Source organism: Bradyrhizobium daqingense (assembly GCF_021044685.1).
Classification (GTDB): Bacteria; Pseudomonadota; Alphaproteobacteria; order Rhizobiales; family Xanthobacteraceae; genus Bradyrhizobium; species Bradyrhizobium daqingense.
Window position 1 is genome coordinate 5,720,303 of record NZ_CP088014.1, and the last position, 13,943, is coordinate 5,734,245.

Consider the following 13,943-nt stretch of genomic DNA (forward strand, 5'->3'; position numbering starts at 1 on the left):
TGCCGTCGCGTGCTGCGTTCCCTTACGGTCCCTGCAAGCAAGAAGCAGGGAGTGGATTCGTGCCCAAGAAACTTCAGAACATTTCGTTGTCTCGCCGTCGCATGCTCACTGGAATTGCCGGCCTCTCGGCCGCAGCGATCCTGCCACGTTCGAGCCTCGCCGACTGGAAGCCGACCGAGACCGTTCGTCTTATCGTACCGGCCGCAGCCGGCGGCTCGACCGACGTCATGGGCCGCCTCTTGGCCGCGCATCTACAGACCGCCTGGGGTCAGTCGGCCGTCGTGGAAAACCGCTCGGGCGGCGGCGGCACGATCGGAACGGCCGAGGCCGTCCGCGCCAAGCCTGACGGCCAGACCATCCTGGTCGGCAATCCCGGGCCGAACGCGATCGCCTACAGCATCTTCAAGAACCTCTCCTACAAGCCGGACCAGCTGCAGCCGGTCTCCAACATGATCCGGATTCCGAACATCGTGTCGGCGCATCCGAAGACCGGCATCAAGTCGATTCCCGAATTGATCGCCTACCTGAAGTCCAATCCGGACAAGCTCAGCTATGCCTCCTCCGGCGTCGGCCAGAGCCCTCACCTCACCGGCGCCTGGTTTCTCCAGCTCACCGGGCTGAAGATGACCCACATCCCGTTCCGCGGCGCCGGCCCCGCGCTCCAGGCTGCGCTTGCCGGCGACATCCAGATCCTGTTCGACAATCTCTATCCGAGCCTGCCGCAGGTCCAGAGCGGCACACTCACCGGGCTTTGCGTCACCACGCCCGAGCGGAGCGATCTCGCGAAAGACCTGCCGACCATGCGCGAGAGCGCACCGGAGCTGGCGAACTTCGACGTGTCGTCCTGGTTCTCCGTGTTCCTGCCGAAGGGGGTCTCGCCCGAGGTGCTGAACGCGCTCAATCTTCAGGTGAAGGCGATGCTGGAGCGCGAGGACGTCAAGAAGCAGATCGCCGCCATGGGTGCCCGCGCCGATTACGGCACGCCGCAGCAATTCGCCGCCTTCGTGGACGCCGAGACGAAGAAGTTCGCCGGCATCATCCAGAAGGAAGGGCTGCAGATGGACGTGCAGTAGGTCTCGTTGTCCCGGACGCGGTGCAGCTTGTAACGCTGCTCCGCTGAGCCGGGACCCAGCCGCCCGAACGTGGACCCCGGATCTGCAGCGCATCACTTCGTGCTGCGCAGCGTCCGGGGAAAGTGGATGGAGCCAAGCCTCGAACAAAAACCCCGCGGCTCACGCCGCGGGGTTTTAATCTTCAGACCTTTCACCCGCTCAGTGCGCCAGGATCGCCAGCAGCAGCAGGGCCACGATGTTGGTGATCTTGATCATCGGGTTCACGGCGGGGCCGGCCGTGTCCTTGTAGGGATCGCCGACGGTGTCGCCGGTCACCGCCGCCTTGTGGGCATCACTGCCCTTGCCGCCGAAATGGCCGTCCTCGATATACTTCTTGGCATTGTCCCAGGCGCCGCCGCCCGAGGTCATGGAGATCGCGACGAACAGGCCCGTCACGATCACGCCGAGCAGCATCGCGCCGACGGCCGAGAACGCCGCCGACTTGCCGACCGCGCCACCGCCCGCGATCGCGTAGATCACGAAATAGACCACGATCGGCGACAGCACCGGAAGCAGCGAGGGGATGATCATCTCCTTGATCGCCGCCCTCGTCAGCAGGTCGACCGCCTTGCCGTAATCGGGCTTGTCGGTGCCCTGCATGATGCCCGGCTTCTCGCGGAACTGGCGCCGAACCTCCTCGACGATCGCGCCGGCCGCACGGCCGACTGCGGTCATGCCCATCGCGCCGAACAGATACGGCAGCAGACCGCCGAACAACAGGCCCACCACCACATAGGGGTTGTTGAGCGAGAAGTCTGGATTGACGCCGGCGAAGTAGGGATGCTGCGCGGAGCGGGCCACGAAGAACTTGAGGTCCTCGTTGTAGGCCGCGAACAGCACGAGAGCACCTAAACCCGCTGAGCCGATCGCATAGCCTTTGGTGACCGCCTTGGTGGTGTTTCCGACCGCGTCGAGCGCGTCGGTCGACTTGCGCACCTCCTTCGGCAGCCCCGCCATCTCGGCAATGCCGCCAGCATTGTCGGTGACGGGGCCGAAGGCGTCGAGCGCGACGATCATGCCGGCCAGCGCCAGCATGGTGGCGGTCGCGATCGCGATGCCGAACAGTCCGGCAAGGCTGTAGGTGACCAGGATGCCGGCGATGATGACGATCGCAGGCAGCGCGGTCGCTTCCATCGAGATGGCGAGGCCCTGGATCACGTTGGTGCCATGGCCGGTGACCGAGGACTGGGCGATCGACTTCACCGGGCGGTAGTCGGTGCCGGTGTAGTATTCGGTGATCCAGATGATCAGCGCGGTGACGACGAGACCAACCACGCCGCACTCGAACAGCGCCAGGCCGGTGTAGTTGACGCCGTCCAGCTTGCCGAAGCCGATCAGGTAGTGGATCACCAGCGCGATGCCGACCAGCGACAGTACGCCGGTGGCGATCAGGCCCTTGTAGAGCGCGCCCATGATCGACTGGCTCGGCCCGAGCTTGACGAAGAAGGTGCCGATGATCGAGGTGATGATGCAGATGCCGCCGATGGCGAGCGGCAACGTCATCATGCTGGCGAGGATCGGCGTCTTGGCGAAGAAGATCGCCGCGAGCACCATGGTGGCGACCGCGGTCACCGCATAGGTCTCGAACAGGTCGGCGGCCATGCCGGCGCAGTCGCCGACGTTGTCACCGACGTTGTCGGCGATGGTCGCGGGATTGCGCGGATCGTCCTCGGGGATGCCGGCCTCGACCTTGCCGACGAGGTCGCCGCCGACGTCCGCACCCTTGGTGAAGATGCCGCCGCCGAGACGGGCGAAGATCGAGATCAGCGAGGCGCCGAAGCCGAGCGCCACCAGGGCGTCAATCACGACACGGCTGTCGGGCGCGAGCTTCAGCGAGTGGACGAGGAAGGCGAAATAGAGCGTCACACCGAGCAGCGCGAGTCCCGCCACCAGAAGACCGGTGATGGCGCCCGCCTTGAAGGCGAGTTCGAGGCCACCGGCGAGCGAGGTCGTCGCGGCCTGGGCGGTGCGCACGTTGGCACGGACCGAGACGTTCATGCCGATGAAGCCGGCCGCCCCCGACAGGATGGCGCCGATGGCGAAACCGATCGCGACATAAAGTCCGAGGAAATAGGCAAGCAGCACGAAGATGACGATGCCGACGAGACCGATCGTAGTGTACTGGCGCCGCAGATAGGCCTGTGCGCCTTCGCGCACCGCCCCTGCGATCTCCTGCATGCGCGGCGACCCCGCGTCCGCGCCCAACACCGAAGACGTCGCCCAGATCGCGTAGACGACGGAAAGCACTCCGCAGAGCACTATCAACCATAATGCTGTCATTTGATTATTGCCTCAGATCCTTGATGTACCCCCGGCGCCTTTTGTGGTCCGTCGTGCGGTGCGGCGCCTTGATTTTGAACAAGGCCGCCCCCTAGCCCGAAGGGAGCGGCCCTAGTCGGTCGCAAGCTTGCCAAAATCAAATTGAGGGTGCAACGCCGGATGAGGCCGAAACAGCCGATCCCGGCAGGTATTTAGGCTAGTCCCGAGAACCAGGCTGCCGGTTTGGAGCAATTCCTAGAAGTGGCTATAGGAGAGCCGCTTCAAGATCAGTTCCTGGCCCTGCCCGTCCAGGAAGCGCGGCGGCGCCCCACCTTCGATGATCGTGCCGATGGCCGTCACAGCAAGGCCCGCCGCCCGCCCGGCGGCGATCAGTGCATCGCTTTGCGCCGGCGCAACGGTGCAGAGCACCTCGTAGTCGTCGCCGCCGGCGAGCAGCGTCTCGACGCCGACGACCTTGCGGGCGATCAGGCCTGCCGCCGCAGCCGACAGCGGCACGCTCGCCACCGCGACCGTGGCCGAGACGCCGGAGGCTGCGCAAAGCTTGGTGAGATCGCCCGCGAGCCCGTCGGAGACGTCCATCCCGGCGGTCGCATGATCGCCCACAGCCTGCGCCAGAACGCTGCGCGGCTGCGGCACGTGGTAGCGTGAGATCAGAAAATCCCGTGCAGCGGGATCGGACGCAAGCGCCGCGGCCGCTCCACCGCCGGTGAGCACGTCGAGGCCGAGCGCGGCATCCCCGATCGTGCCCGTCACCAGGATGCGGTCGCCCGGCCGTGCGCCGGTGCGGCCGACCATCCGCCCCCGCGGCACGCGGCCAAAGGCGGTGATGGAGATCATCTGCGGTCCCGGGGTCGACACCGTGTCGCCGCCCAGCAGCGCGCATCCGAAGGTTTTCGAGTCTTCGCCCAGCGCATCCGCAAACGGCCGGAGCCAGCCGTCGTCCTGGCTGCGCAGCGCCAGCGTCAGCACGAAGCCGGCCGGCACCGCGCCCTTGGCGGCGAGATCGGACAGGTTCACCCGCAGCGCCTTGCGCGCGATCGTGTCAGGGGGATCGCTCGCAAGATAATGCACGCCCTCGACGACGGCATCGGTGGTGATGACGATATCCTCGCCGGAGGACCGCAGGATGGCCGCATCGTCGACCAACCCGAACGCGCCGGGATCGGTCGCCAGCGGCTTGAAATAGCGGGCGATGAGGGAGTCTTCGGCGGAGGGGTCTTGCGGTGTGGTCATCGATGTCAGCCCTACACTCCGCGTCATCGCCCGGCTTGACCGGGCGATCCAGTACGCCGACACGCCTGATATCGATTACCGCTGCCACGGCGTACTGGATCACCCGCCTTCGCGGGTGATGACAGCGGAATGTGTGACTACCCCCGTCCGAACTCGTCGCCGCGAAACTGGCGGCCGATCTGGTCGAGCACGGCGTTGACCATGCCGGTCTCCTCGCGGTCGACGAAGGCGTTGGCGACGTCGACATATTCGGAGACCACGACGCGGCCGGGCACGTCCTTGCGATGCTGAAGCTCGTAGGCCCCTGCCCGCAGCACCGCGCGCAGGATCGCCTCGATCCGCTTCAACGGCCAGCCCTTCGACAGCGCCTCGTCGATCAAGGGATCGAGCTTCTTCTGGTCACGCACGACGCCCGAGACGACGTCGCGAAAGAATGCCGCTTCCGCCGGCAGATAGGTGTCGCCCTCGACCTCGTTGCCGAGCCAATGGCTCTCGAACTCCGCGAAGATGTCGTTGATGCCGGCACCCGCGATGTCCATCTGGTAGAGCGCCTGCACGGCGGCGAGCCGTGCCGCACCGCGCCGGTTCGCCTTCTTCTCGGCAGGGCCTGCCGGCTTCTTGGTGTTGTCGGCCATGGTTCAGGCCTGCGCCAGACGGCGTTTGATGCGCAGCATCGCAAGCGCGGCGCGCGCGGCATCGCCGCCCTTGTTGAGCTCGCTGGCGCGCGCCCGCGCCCAGGCCTGATCCTCATTGTTGACGGTGAGGATGCCGTTGCCGAGCGGCAGCTTGCGCGCGACCGCAAGGTCCATCAGCGCGCGCGAGGATTCCTGCGAGACGATCTCGAAATGGATGGTGTCGCCGCGGATGACGCAGCCGAGCGCGATGACGGCGTCATAGGGCCTGCCGTTCGCCGCGGCCGCATCGATCGCGATGGCGACCGCCGCCGGAATCTCCAGCGCGCCGGGAACCGTGATGACGTCATGGGTCAGGCCGGCGGCCTTCAACTCGGCCACCGCGCCGTCCAGAAGCGCGTCCTGGAGGTCGTCATAGAACCGTGCTTCGACGATCAGCGCGCGGGCGCCGGAAATGTCGGTCTGGTCCTTCAGGGGTGCGCGCCGCGCGTCTGCCATGGTCAACCTATTCTGTCATTGCCGGGCTTGACCCGGCAATCCATCGGGCAAGCCCCTCTTAAGAGGATGGATACGCGGGTCAAGCCCGCGCATGACGATCTTTAATCACCGTCACTTCATTTCCGTCAGCCGCGCCGCATAGCGGGCCATCAGGTCGACCTCGATATTGACCTCGTCCTCTGCCTTCCAGCCGCCGATCGTCGTGACCGACAGCGTGTGCGGGATGATCAAAACCGAAAAGGTCGTGTCCTTCACGGTATTGACCGTCAGCGAGACGCCATCGAGCGTGATTGAGCCCTTGGTGGCGATGAAGCGCGCCAGTTCGCGCGTCGTCGACAACTCGAACCGCGCCATATCGGGCAGGTCCTCGCGGCTGACAAGCGTCGCGACGCCGTCGGCATGGCCGGCGACGATATGGCCGCCGAGCTCGTCGCCGATCTTCAGCGCCCGCTCGAGATTGAGCTTGGTGCCCAGCTTCCAGTGCTTGGCTGTCGTCAGCGCCAGCGTCTCTGCCGCCGCATCGACGTCGTACCAGGTTTTGCCGCCGGCGACGCCGGAGGCAACCACGGTCAGGCACACGCCGTTGCTGGCGATCGAGGCGCCGTCGGCGATGGTGGTCTGGTCGTAGCTGCAGGCGATGCGCAGTCGGTGCAGCTGCCCCTGCGCCGTCGGTGTGAAGCCGACGATCTCGCCGATATCCGTGACAATGCCGGTGAACATTACGCGCGCTCGTAGACGGTGAGAGTATCGTTGCCGAATGTCTCGCTAGCATGAACCTTGTAGGCCTGCGACTGCGTGATTTTCGACAGGGGCAATGCATCGAGCGCATCGACGCCATCAGCGCCTACCTCTTCCGCCCCGCGGAACAGCCAGATCTCGTCGACGAGATCGGCCGCGACGAAGGATGCGGCAACACGGCTGCCGCCCTCGACCATCAGCCGCGTGATGCCTTTCTCGGCCAGCGCATGCAGCACCGCCGGAAGATCGAGCCCTGCTGCTCCGCCCGGAGGCACGCGCAACATTTGCGCACCGGCCGCCCCGAGCCGCGTTGCGGCCGCAGCTTCCGCGAGGTCGGAGCTCACCACCCAGAGAGGTGTCTCGCGCGCGGTGCGGACGAGCTTGCTCGCCCCGGGAATGCGCAGGCTCTGGTCGAGCACCACCCGCACCGGCGAGCGCGCCGCCATGCCCGGCAGGCGGCAGGTGAGAAGTGGATCGTCCGCCAGCACGGTGCCGATGCCGACCAGGATGGCGTCGCTCTGCGCGCGCAGGAGATGCACACGATCGCGCACGGCTTCGCCCGTGATGGCGACCGGCTTGCCGCCGGCCGCGCCGATCTTGCCGTCGGGCGAGACGGCAAGCTTGAGGATCACATGCGGGCGGCGATCCCTGATGCGGCGGAAATGGCCGGCATGGTCGAACGCGGCCTCTGCCGCGCACAGGCCCACATCCACCGTGATGCCGGCGGCGCGCAGCCGCGCATGGCCCTGGCCTGCGACTTCAGGATTGGGATCTTCGATCGCGGCAACCACGCGCTTGATGCCGGCCGCGATCACGGCATCGGTGCAAGGCGGCGACTTGCCGAAATGCGAGCACGGCTCCAGCGTGACATAGAGTGTCGCGCCCCGCGCCGCCTCGCCGGCCCGCCGCAAGGCCTCGGGCTCGCCATGCGGCCGCCCGCCCGGCTGGGTCCAGCCGCGGCCGACGATGACCCCGTCCTTGACGATGACCGCGCCGACGGCCGGATTCGGCCAGGTACGCCCCTGCCCGCGCCGGCCGAGCGCCAGCGCCAGCTGCATGAAACGGAGATCGGCGTCCTTGGCCTCGCGGGCCTTCTGCGCGAATTGATCTTCCAGGATGCGGAAGATCATTTGCGGATCGCGGCGAGCCGCGCTTCCTCCTCGCCGGAGAGCTCGCCGAGCACATCGGCGAAATCCTTGGCCTCGCGGAAATTGCGATAGACCGAGGCGAAGCGCACATAGGCGACGTCGTCGAGCGTGCGCAGATGCTCCATCACAGTCTCGCCGATCACCTCGGACGAGATCTCGGCCTCGCCCCCGGTCTCGAGCTCGCGCACGATGGTGGAGACCATCTTCTCCACCCGCTCCGGCTCGACCTGCCGCTTGCGCAAGGAAATCTGCACCGAGCGCATCAGCTTGTCGCGGTCGAACGGCACGCGGCGGCCGTTGCGCTTGATCACCGTGAGCTCGCGCAGCTGCACGCGCTCGAAGGTGGTGAAGCGGAAATTGCAGGCGACGCACACGCGCCGCCTGCGTATGACGGACGAGTCCTCGGTCGGACGCGAGTCCTTCACCTGCGTATCGAGACTATTGCAGTTCGGGCACCGCATCCGCTTGCCTTGACCAGTTTGCTTCGGCCTTACTGATAGATCGGGAACCGGTCGGTGAGCGCCTTGACCCTTTCCTTGATCGCGGCTTCGACCAGCGGCGCCTTGCCGTCGTCGGACTGCGCGATCGCGTTGAGGACTTCGGCGATCATGCCGGCGACCTGCTGGAATTCCGCGACACCGAAGCCGCGCGTTGTCGCAGCCGGGGTGCCGAGACGCAGGCCCGAGGTGACGAAAGGCTTTTCGGGGTCGAACGGAATCCCGTTCTTGTTGCAGGTGATGGCGGCGCGGACCAGCGCCTTCTCCGAGACGTTGCCCTTCAGGCCCTTCGGCCTGAGGTCGACCAGCATCAGATGGTTATCGGTGCCGCCGGAGACAATGTCGAAGCCGTGGCCCTTCATCGCCTCGGCCAGCGCCTTGGCGTTCTCGACGACGTTCTTGGCATAGACCTTGAAGTCCGGACGCAGCGCCTCGCCGAAGGCCACCGCCTTCGCCGCGATCACATGCATCAGCGGGCCGCCCTGCAGGCCCGGGAAGATCGCCGAGTTGAGCTTCTTGGCGAGCACCTCGTCGTTGGTGAGGATCAGGCCGCCGCGCGGACCGCGCAGCGATTTGTGCGTCGTCGTCGTGGTGACGTGGGCATAGGGCACGGGCGAGGCATGCACGCCGCCGGCGACGAGGCCGGCGAAATGCGCCATGTCGACCAAGAGGTAGGCGCCGACGCTGTCGGCGATCTCGCGGAAGCGCTTGAAGTCCCAGGCCCGCGAATAGGCCGAACCGCCCGCGACGATCAGCTTCGGCTTGACCTCTTCGGCCTGCTTGGCGACCGCGTCCATGTCGATGATCTGGTCCTCGCGGCGCACGGTGTAGTGCACGGCCTTGAACCACTTGCCGCTCATGTTGACGGGCGAGCCATGGGTGAGATGACCGCCGGCTGCGAGGTCGAGGCCCATGAAGGTGTCGCCGGGCTGGAGGAGCGCCAGGAACACCGCCTGGTTCATCTGGCTGCCGGAGTTCGGCTGCACATTGGCGAATTTGGCGCCGAACAGCTTCTTGGCGCGATCGATCGCGAGGTTCTCGGCGACGTCGACCCACTCACAACCGCCATAGTAGCGCGCGCCCGGATAGCCTTCCGCATACTTGTTGGTCATGACCGAACCCTGCGCTTCCAGCACGGCCCGGCTGACGATGTTCTCGGAGGCGATCAGCTCGACCTCATGGCGCTGCCGGCCCAGCTCGCCCTTGATGGCGGCGGCGATTTCCGGATCGGCCTGCTCGAGCGAGGCGGTGAAAAACGTATCGGGCGCGGAGGCGGTCTTGGCTGAGGTCATCTTGCGAATATCTCCACCGCCGCAGCCTTTTGGCGGGCTACGGACGGTCTGGTGTGGCGATCGGAAGCGGCGAGCGCGATCTACCACATCGCCCGCAACAGGCCAAGGGTTTGCGGGTCGGGCTTGAGATTTATGCAAGATATGGTGGGGATTGGAGGTTTCCGCCCTGGAGCGGTTTTATGGAACCGCTCCGCTGCGAACACCTGAACCAAGGTCGTTTCAGGCCCTCGTTGCACCCCGGGGTCGCCGGCTCCCGCCGGCCCAGGCTAGAGCCCCGTATACCCCGCCTTCACCGGGTCCACGCTGCCGTCGAGCTGGCGCAGATAGGTCAGGCCGCAGACAGTCAACCTGTGGGTGTCCTTCTCGCCGGCCTCCATCAACGTATTGAGATAGGTCGTGACCTTGGCCCGTGCCTCCTCGCTGGCCGCCGCAGTGCGGTTGGCGAGCAGGTCATAGGTCTGCATAATGCGGTCGATGGCGGCTTCCATGGCACCCTCTGGTTCTCGTGAAATCTGGGACTCTCGATCAGGCAACCGCGCGGGCCTCGGACTGCGTCTCGAACCGGGCAATCGCCATGTTGGCAAGCCTGATCTTGTTGAATTCGCCCTGCTGGAGCAGCTTGATGATGATTCCGAGCAGGCGCTCGTCGGTGACGAGCGTATCGGGGATCGCGCCTGAGCGGCGAAGGTAGTTCGCGGCAATGGCGTAGGCCTCACTCACGAGTTCCACGTTCATTGCCCGAAGTCCGCGCTCGACCAGCATCGACATTCCTCCGATCCGAAGGAGATAAGCGCCCAGGCCGGAACTGGTTCCTTGCCAGGAGAGGATTTTTTCGCAGTTGCACAAAATAAAACGCACCGGTCCGGACGGATCCGGGCCAGTGCGCTTGGGGAAGTCGGGCACGTCAGGGTCGCCTGCCGGTCTTGTTTCGGGCCGGCTTGGCTTGATCCCTTCGAAAGAACTCAGAGCCGATACAGGATCTGGTCGGTCCAGAACCGCTCGAGGCGGTGCAGCGACTTGTTGAGGGTCGCGAACTCCTCGCCGGAGATGCCGCCGACCTGCTCCACCGTCTTCACGTGCTTCTGGTAGAGCGCATCGACGATGCGACGGACTTCCTGGCCCTGCGGGGTCAGGCGGATGCGCACCGAGCGGCGATCAACACGCGAGCGCTGATGATCGAGGAAGCCGAGCTCGACGAGCTTCTTCAGATTGTAGGAGACGTTGGAGCCGAGATAGTAACCGCGCGTGCGCAGCTCGCCCGCGGTCAGCTCCTTGTCGCCGATGTTGTAGAGCAAGAGCGCCTGGACCGAGTTGATGTCCGCACGGCCGCGGCGATCGAATTCGTCCTTGATCACGTCGAGGAGCCGGCGATGCAGCCGCTCCACCAGAGTCAAAGCTTCCAGATAGAGCGACTGCACCGAACCCTGCTGGCCGGAGACGCGCTCTGCGGTATCTGCCGCAGTTGCGACGGCTTTCATCATGACACTTCCCCTGTTGTCGTTTTTATCGACACTTATTCGACGAAACTTGTGTCCCGTCTGATAGGTGCAACTTAAGGGGCTCGTTTGAAGATCGGCTTAAATAAGAGAATAAAGAGATCATGAATTTAAGACAGTGAATTGCGGATTAAGCCTGTCTCACAAGGGCTTTTCGCAACCCTCTGTTGACCTTCGCAAGGTCCTGTTCACCCTCCGTCCGCCCCCGTGTCGCATTCCAGAACAGCCCCGCCCCGTTTCGAAACGAGCGCGTAACGGCTGTGGCGGAACCGGCTGGTCAACGAAAACTTACCGCAAATTTTAGGCAACCAACGGTCAACCAAGCGCTCACAACTCCGCTCTCGTGTGCCGGACGAGCGAAGCGAAGATCAGGACCCAGAAGCCACAAACGAGATGGTGGAGAGATGGGCCCCGGCTCTGCAACGCATCACGCCGCAAGCGCGGCGCGCTGCATTGCGTCCGGGGCACGAGAACATCGCGCGTCGAAAAATGCTGCTACGGCGGCCGCTCTCGCGCAGCCATCCAGGCGAGCGCGAGATAGGCGGCGAGCATGAAGGCTTCGACACCGACCACGATCAGGCTGCCGCCATAGATGCCGGGGAACATCAGCTCGATCACCGCCATCGACACCACGGTGGTCAGCCACACGACCGCGCCCCAGGGCGTTGCGAGCCACAGGCCCACGGCCGCAACGAGCTCGATCACGGCGAAGTAGACTGTCGCGGCCTGCCAGGCCATCGACTGGTTTTCGAACGCCTCATCTTCGCCACCGACGAAGCCCGTCACCTGCGCCCAGTGATAGAGACCCTTCAGGATCGACAGCAGCGCCATCACCCGCAGGAACAGCACGAGCCGCCGCGTCCAGACGTTGTCGTCGGACTCGGAGCGCTCCGACGAGATCGCCGCCACCGACATCGCGCCGTCCCTGGCGCTGTCTCTGGCATTGTCCCTGGCGCCGTCGCGGGCCGCATCGCGGGTGGAAATTTCGGACATGGCCTCTTCTGGCTGTTTCGCCCCGCAAAATCAATCGACTGCCCGATCAGCTCAATTCTGCCTTGCGGCAGGTCAAGCCGCGGTGACGGGAACCATGCGAGCTGGTATAAGAGTAATTCCAGCCGGAGGAAGAGTGATGGCGATCAAATACGGACGTCCGATCGAACTGCGCGAGGTCGCGCGCCGGGAAGGCACGGCGGTGCCCCACGCCCTCGATCTGACCGTCCGTCCGCGCCGCAATCGCAAGGCCGAATGGGCCCGGCGGATGGTGCGCGAGAACGTGCTCACCACCGATGATCTGATCTGGCCGCTGTTCCTGATCGACGGCACCAACAAGCGCGAGCAGGTCGCCTCGATGCCGGGCATCGACCGTCTCAGCGTCGACCAGGCCGTGCGCGAAGCCGAGCGCGCCATGAAGCTCACCATCCCCTGCCTCGCGCTGTTTCCCTACACCGACCCGTCCTTGCGCGACGAGGAAGGCTCGGAAGCCACCAACCCGAACAATCTGGTCTGCCAGGCGGTGCGTGCGATCAAGAAGGAATTTCCGGAGATCGGTATTCTCTGCGATGTCGCGCTCGATCCCTTCACCAGCCACGGCCATGATGGCCTGATCTCGGACGGCAAGATCCTCAATGACGAGACGGTCGCCGTGCTGGTGCGTCAGGCGCTGGTGCAGGCCGAGGCCGGATGCGACATCATCGCGCCCTCCGACATGATGGACGGCCGCGTCGCCGCGATCCGCGAAGGCCTGGACCGCGCCGGCCTGCTCGACGTCCAGATCATGGCCTATGCCGCCAAATACGCCTCCGCCTTCTACGGCCCGTTCCGCGACGCCATCGGCTCGGCCAAGACGCTCACGGGCGACAAGCGCACCTATCAGATGGATAGCGCCAACACCGACGAAGCCCTGCGCGAGGTCGAGCTCGACATCGCCGAGGGTGCCGACATGGTGATGGTGAAGCCGGGCATGCCGTATCTCGACGTGGTCCGCCGCGTGAAGGACACCTTTGCCATGCCGACCTTCGCCTACCAGGTCTCCGGCGAATACGCGATGATCGCCGCCGCCGCCAATAACGGCTGGCTCGACGGCGAGCGCGCCATGATGGAAAGCCTGCTCGCCTTCAAGCGCGCCGGCGCGGACGGCGTGCTCAGCTATTTCGCGCCGAAGGCCGCGGAGAAGCTGCGCAGCCAGGGGTAAGGTGCCGTAGGGTGGGCAAAGGTGCTTTTGCGCCGTGCCCGCGATTGATCGCTATCACGACCGGATGGTGGGCACGCTTCGCCCACGCTACTGCGCTGCGTCGCCGCTTCCCGCCCCCGAATCGCCGGAATATTTCGGCTTGTTAATTCCGCTGCGCCCTTGGCAGGGGAAGAGCCTGTTCCCATGTCCTGCCTCGAGGGTTTTCCTCTGGAGGTGGACCATGTCGTATGACTCGGGCAGTTCAGGCACCTGGCGCAATGACGGCGCGGTGCAGCCACACGCCTATGACCCCGACCTGCATCCGGAACTGTTCCGCGGCGTTGCGACGCGGCGGGCATTCGCCTTCCTGATCGATCTCGTCATCATCTCGGTGCCGGTGATCCTCGGCTATGTCTTCATTTTCGTGTTCGGCGTGGTCACGCTCGGCTTCGGCTTTCTCCTGTTCGGGATCGCCTGGCCGGCCTCCGTGGTCTGGGCCATCGTCTATTACGGCGCCTGCATCGGTGGCCCTTCTTCCGCGACGGTGGGCATGCGTCTGATGGACTTGGAGCTGCGCACTTGGTACGGCGCGCCCGGCTATTTCGTGCTCGGCGCCACCCATGCGGTGCTGTTCTGGGTGACGATTTCGTTCCTGACGCCCTTCGTGGTGCTGGTTGGGCTGTTCAACGGCCGCCGTCGCCTGCTGCACGACTTCGTGCTGGGAACGCTCATCATCAACAATTCGGTTCGCCTGCCCGCGTCCCAGGCCGCAAGGACGTATTGAGAGCGCCCGCAACAACCTATCAACCCGGACCTACTAAGCTGACTGATCTGATCTGCCGAGGAG

15 protein-coding genes are annotated in these 13,943 nt (G+C 65.2%); 3 read left to right on the forward strand and 12 right to left on the reverse strand.

What is annotated here, in order from left to right; genetic code table 11:
• Nucleotides 1-101: 101 nt before the first annotated feature.
• Entirely contained in the window at nucleotides 102-1,073 is a 972-nt protein-coding gene (locus tag LPJ38_RS27170; protein WP_145630170.1) for a Bug family tripartite tricarboxylate transporter substrate binding protein, read from the forward strand.
• 198 nt (nucleotides 1,074-1,271) lie between these two features.
• Here LPJ38_RS27170 and LPJ38_RS27175 read toward each other — a convergent pair whose 3' ends face one another.
• The 12 genes from LPJ38_RS27175 to LPJ38_RS27230 form a co-directional block, all read right to left on the reverse strand.
• A complete protein-coding gene (locus LPJ38_RS27175; protein WP_145630025.1) occupies nucleotides 1,272-3,392 on the reverse strand; it encodes a sodium-translocating pyrophosphatase in 2,121 nt (706 codons plus the stop codon).
• 234 nt (nucleotides 3,393-3,626) lie between these two features.
• Entirely contained in the window at nucleotides 3,627-4,625 is a 999-nt protein-coding gene (gene thiL / locus LPJ38_RS27180) for a thiamine-phosphate kinase (RefSeq protein WP_145630024.1), read from the reverse strand.
• A gap of 137 nt (nucleotides 4,626-4,762) precedes the next feature.
• The gene (gene nusB, locus LPJ38_RS27185) at nucleotides 4,763-5,260 is read right to left on the reverse strand and encodes a transcription antitermination factor NusB (RefSeq protein WP_008548172.1); all 498 of its coding nucleotides are present in this window, start codon (nucleotides 5,258-5,260) and stop codon (nucleotides 4,763-4,765) included.
• Nucleotides 5,261-5,263: 3 nt separating this feature from the next.
• The gene (gene ribH, locus LPJ38_RS27190) at nucleotides 5,264-5,755 is read right to left on the reverse strand and encodes a 6,7-dimethyl-8-ribityllumazine synthase (RefSeq protein WP_145630023.1); all 492 of its coding nucleotides are present in this window, start codon (nucleotides 5,753-5,755) and stop codon (nucleotides 5,264-5,266) included.
• Between the two features lie 111 nt (nucleotides 5,756-5,866).
• Nucleotides 5,867-6,475 carry a riboflavin synthase gene (locus LPJ38_RS27195; RefSeq protein WP_145630022.1) on the reverse strand — a complete coding sequence of 203 codons (609 nt, stop codon included), beginning with the start codon at nucleotides 6,473-6,475 and terminating at the stop codon, nucleotides 5,867-5,869.
• Nucleotides 6,475-7,623, reverse strand: coding sequence for a bifunctional diaminohydroxyphosphoribosylaminopyrimidine deaminase/5-amino-6-(5-phosphoribosylamino)uracil reductase RibD (gene ribD, locus LPJ38_RS27200; RefSeq protein ID WP_145630021.1), 1,149 nt, complete (start codon nucleotides 7,621-7,623; stop codon nucleotides 6,475-6,477). The genes LPJ38_RS27195 and ribD overlap by 1 nt, the downstream gene beginning before the upstream one ends.
• Nucleotides 7,620-8,102, reverse strand: a complete 483-nt coding sequence (gene nrdR, locus LPJ38_RS27205; protein WP_011087793.1) for a transcriptional regulator NrdR — start codon at nucleotides 8,100-8,102, stop codon at nucleotides 7,620-7,622. Before nrdR ends, ribD begins: the two co-directional genes overlap by 4 nt.
• Nucleotides 8,103-8,131: 29 nt before the next feature.
• Nucleotides 8,132-9,430, reverse strand: a complete 1,299-nt coding sequence (gene glyA, locus LPJ38_RS27210) for a serine hydroxymethyltransferase (protein ID WP_145630020.1) — start codon at nucleotides 9,428-9,430, stop codon at nucleotides 8,132-8,134.
• 266 nt (nucleotides 9,431-9,696) lie between these two features.
• Nucleotides 9,697-9,918 (reverse strand): hypothetical protein, encoded by a 222-nt coding sequence (locus LPJ38_RS27215; protein WP_008548182.1) that lies wholly within the window; start codon nucleotides 9,916-9,918, stop codon nucleotides 9,697-9,699.
• Between the two features lie 37 nt (nucleotides 9,919-9,955).
• Nucleotides 9,956-10,192 (reverse strand): hypothetical protein, encoded by a 237-nt coding sequence (locus LPJ38_RS27220; protein WP_145630169.1) that lies wholly within the window; start codon nucleotides 10,190-10,192, stop codon nucleotides 9,956-9,958.
• 200 nt (nucleotides 10,193-10,392) lie between these two features.
• Nucleotides 10,393-10,911: a transcriptional regulator LdtR gene (gene ldtR, locus LPJ38_RS27225; protein ID WP_008548187.1), complete on the reverse strand. Its 519-nt coding sequence runs from the start codon at nucleotides 10,909-10,911 to the stop codon at nucleotides 10,393-10,395.
• Nucleotides 10,912-11,421: 510 nt separating this feature from the next.
• A complete protein-coding gene (locus LPJ38_RS27230; protein WP_145630019.1) occupies nucleotides 11,422-11,919 on the reverse strand; it encodes a DUF6163 family protein in 498 nt (165 codons plus the stop codon).
• 136 nt (nucleotides 11,920-12,055) lie between these two features.
• Between LPJ38_RS27230 and hemB the strand changes: the two genes are divergently transcribed.
• Nucleotides 12,056-13,117: a porphobilinogen synthase gene (gene hemB, locus LPJ38_RS27235; protein WP_145630018.1), complete on the forward strand. Its 1,062-nt coding sequence runs from the start codon at nucleotides 12,056-12,058 to the stop codon at nucleotides 13,115-13,117.
• Between the two features lie 220 nt (nucleotides 13,118-13,337).
• Nucleotides 13,338-13,880 carry an RDD family protein gene (locus tag LPJ38_RS27240; RefSeq protein WP_145630017.1) on the forward strand — a complete coding sequence of 181 codons (543 nt, stop codon included), beginning with the start codon at nucleotides 13,338-13,340 and terminating at the stop codon, nucleotides 13,878-13,880.
• The last annotated feature ends 63 nt before the right edge of the window (nucleotides 13,881-13,943 follow it).

Excerpts from the sequence above, each read along its gene's own strand:
- LPJ38_RS27170 (WP_145630170.1), top strand. The coding sequence starts at position 102 with ATGCTCACTGGAATTGCCGGCCTCTCGGCCGCAGCGATCCTGCCACGT.
- LPJ38_RS27175 (WP_145630025.1), bottom strand. The coding sequence starts at position 3,392 with ATGACAGCATTATGGTTGATAGTGCTCTGCGGAGTGCTTTCCGTCGTC.
- thiL (WP_145630024.1), bottom strand. The coding sequence starts at position 4,625 with ATGACCACACCGCAAGACCCCTCCGCCGAAGACTCCCTCATCGCCCGC.
- nusB (WP_008548172.1), bottom strand. The coding sequence starts at position 5,260 with ATGGCCGACAACACCAAGAAGCCGGCAGGCCCTGCCGAGAAGAAGGCG.
- ribH (WP_145630023.1), bottom strand. The coding sequence starts at position 5,755 with ATGGCAGACGCGCGGCGCGCACCCCTGAAGGACCAGACCGACATTTCC.
- LPJ38_RS27195 (WP_145630022.1), bottom strand. The coding sequence starts at position 6,475 with ATGTTCACCGGCATTGTCACGGATATCGGCGAGATCGTCGGCTTCACA.
- ribD (WP_145630021.1), bottom strand. The coding sequence starts at position 7,623 with ATGATCTTCCGCATCCTGGAAGATCAATTCGCGCAGAAGGCCCGCGAG.
- nrdR (WP_011087793.1), bottom strand. The coding sequence starts at position 8,102 with ATGCGGTGCCCGAACTGCAATAGTCTCGATACGCAGGTGAAGGACTCG.
- glyA (WP_145630020.1), bottom strand. The coding sequence starts at position 9,430 with ATGACCTCAGCCAAGACCGCCTCCGCGCCCGATACGTTTTTCACCGCC.
- LPJ38_RS27215 (WP_008548182.1), bottom strand. The coding sequence starts at position 9,918 with ATGGAAGCCGCCATCGACCGCATTATGCAGACCTATGACCTGCTCGCC.
- LPJ38_RS27220 (WP_145630169.1), bottom strand. The coding sequence starts at position 10,192 with ATGCTGGTCGAGCGCGGACTTCGGGCAATGAACGTGGAACTCGTGAGT.
- ldtR (WP_008548187.1), bottom strand. The coding sequence starts at position 10,911 with ATGATGAAAGCCGTCGCAACTGCGGCAGATACCGCAGAGCGCGTCTCC.
- LPJ38_RS27230 (WP_145630019.1), bottom strand. The coding sequence starts at position 11,919 with ATGTCCGAAATTTCCACCCGCGATGCGGCCCGCGACGGCGCCAGGGAC.
- hemB (WP_145630018.1), top strand. The coding sequence starts at position 12,056 with ATGGCGATCAAATACGGACGTCCGATCGAACTGCGCGAGGTCGCGCGC.
- LPJ38_RS27240 (WP_145630017.1), top strand. The coding sequence starts at position 13,338 with ATGTCGTATGACTCGGGCAGTTCAGGCACCTGGCGCAATGACGGCGCG.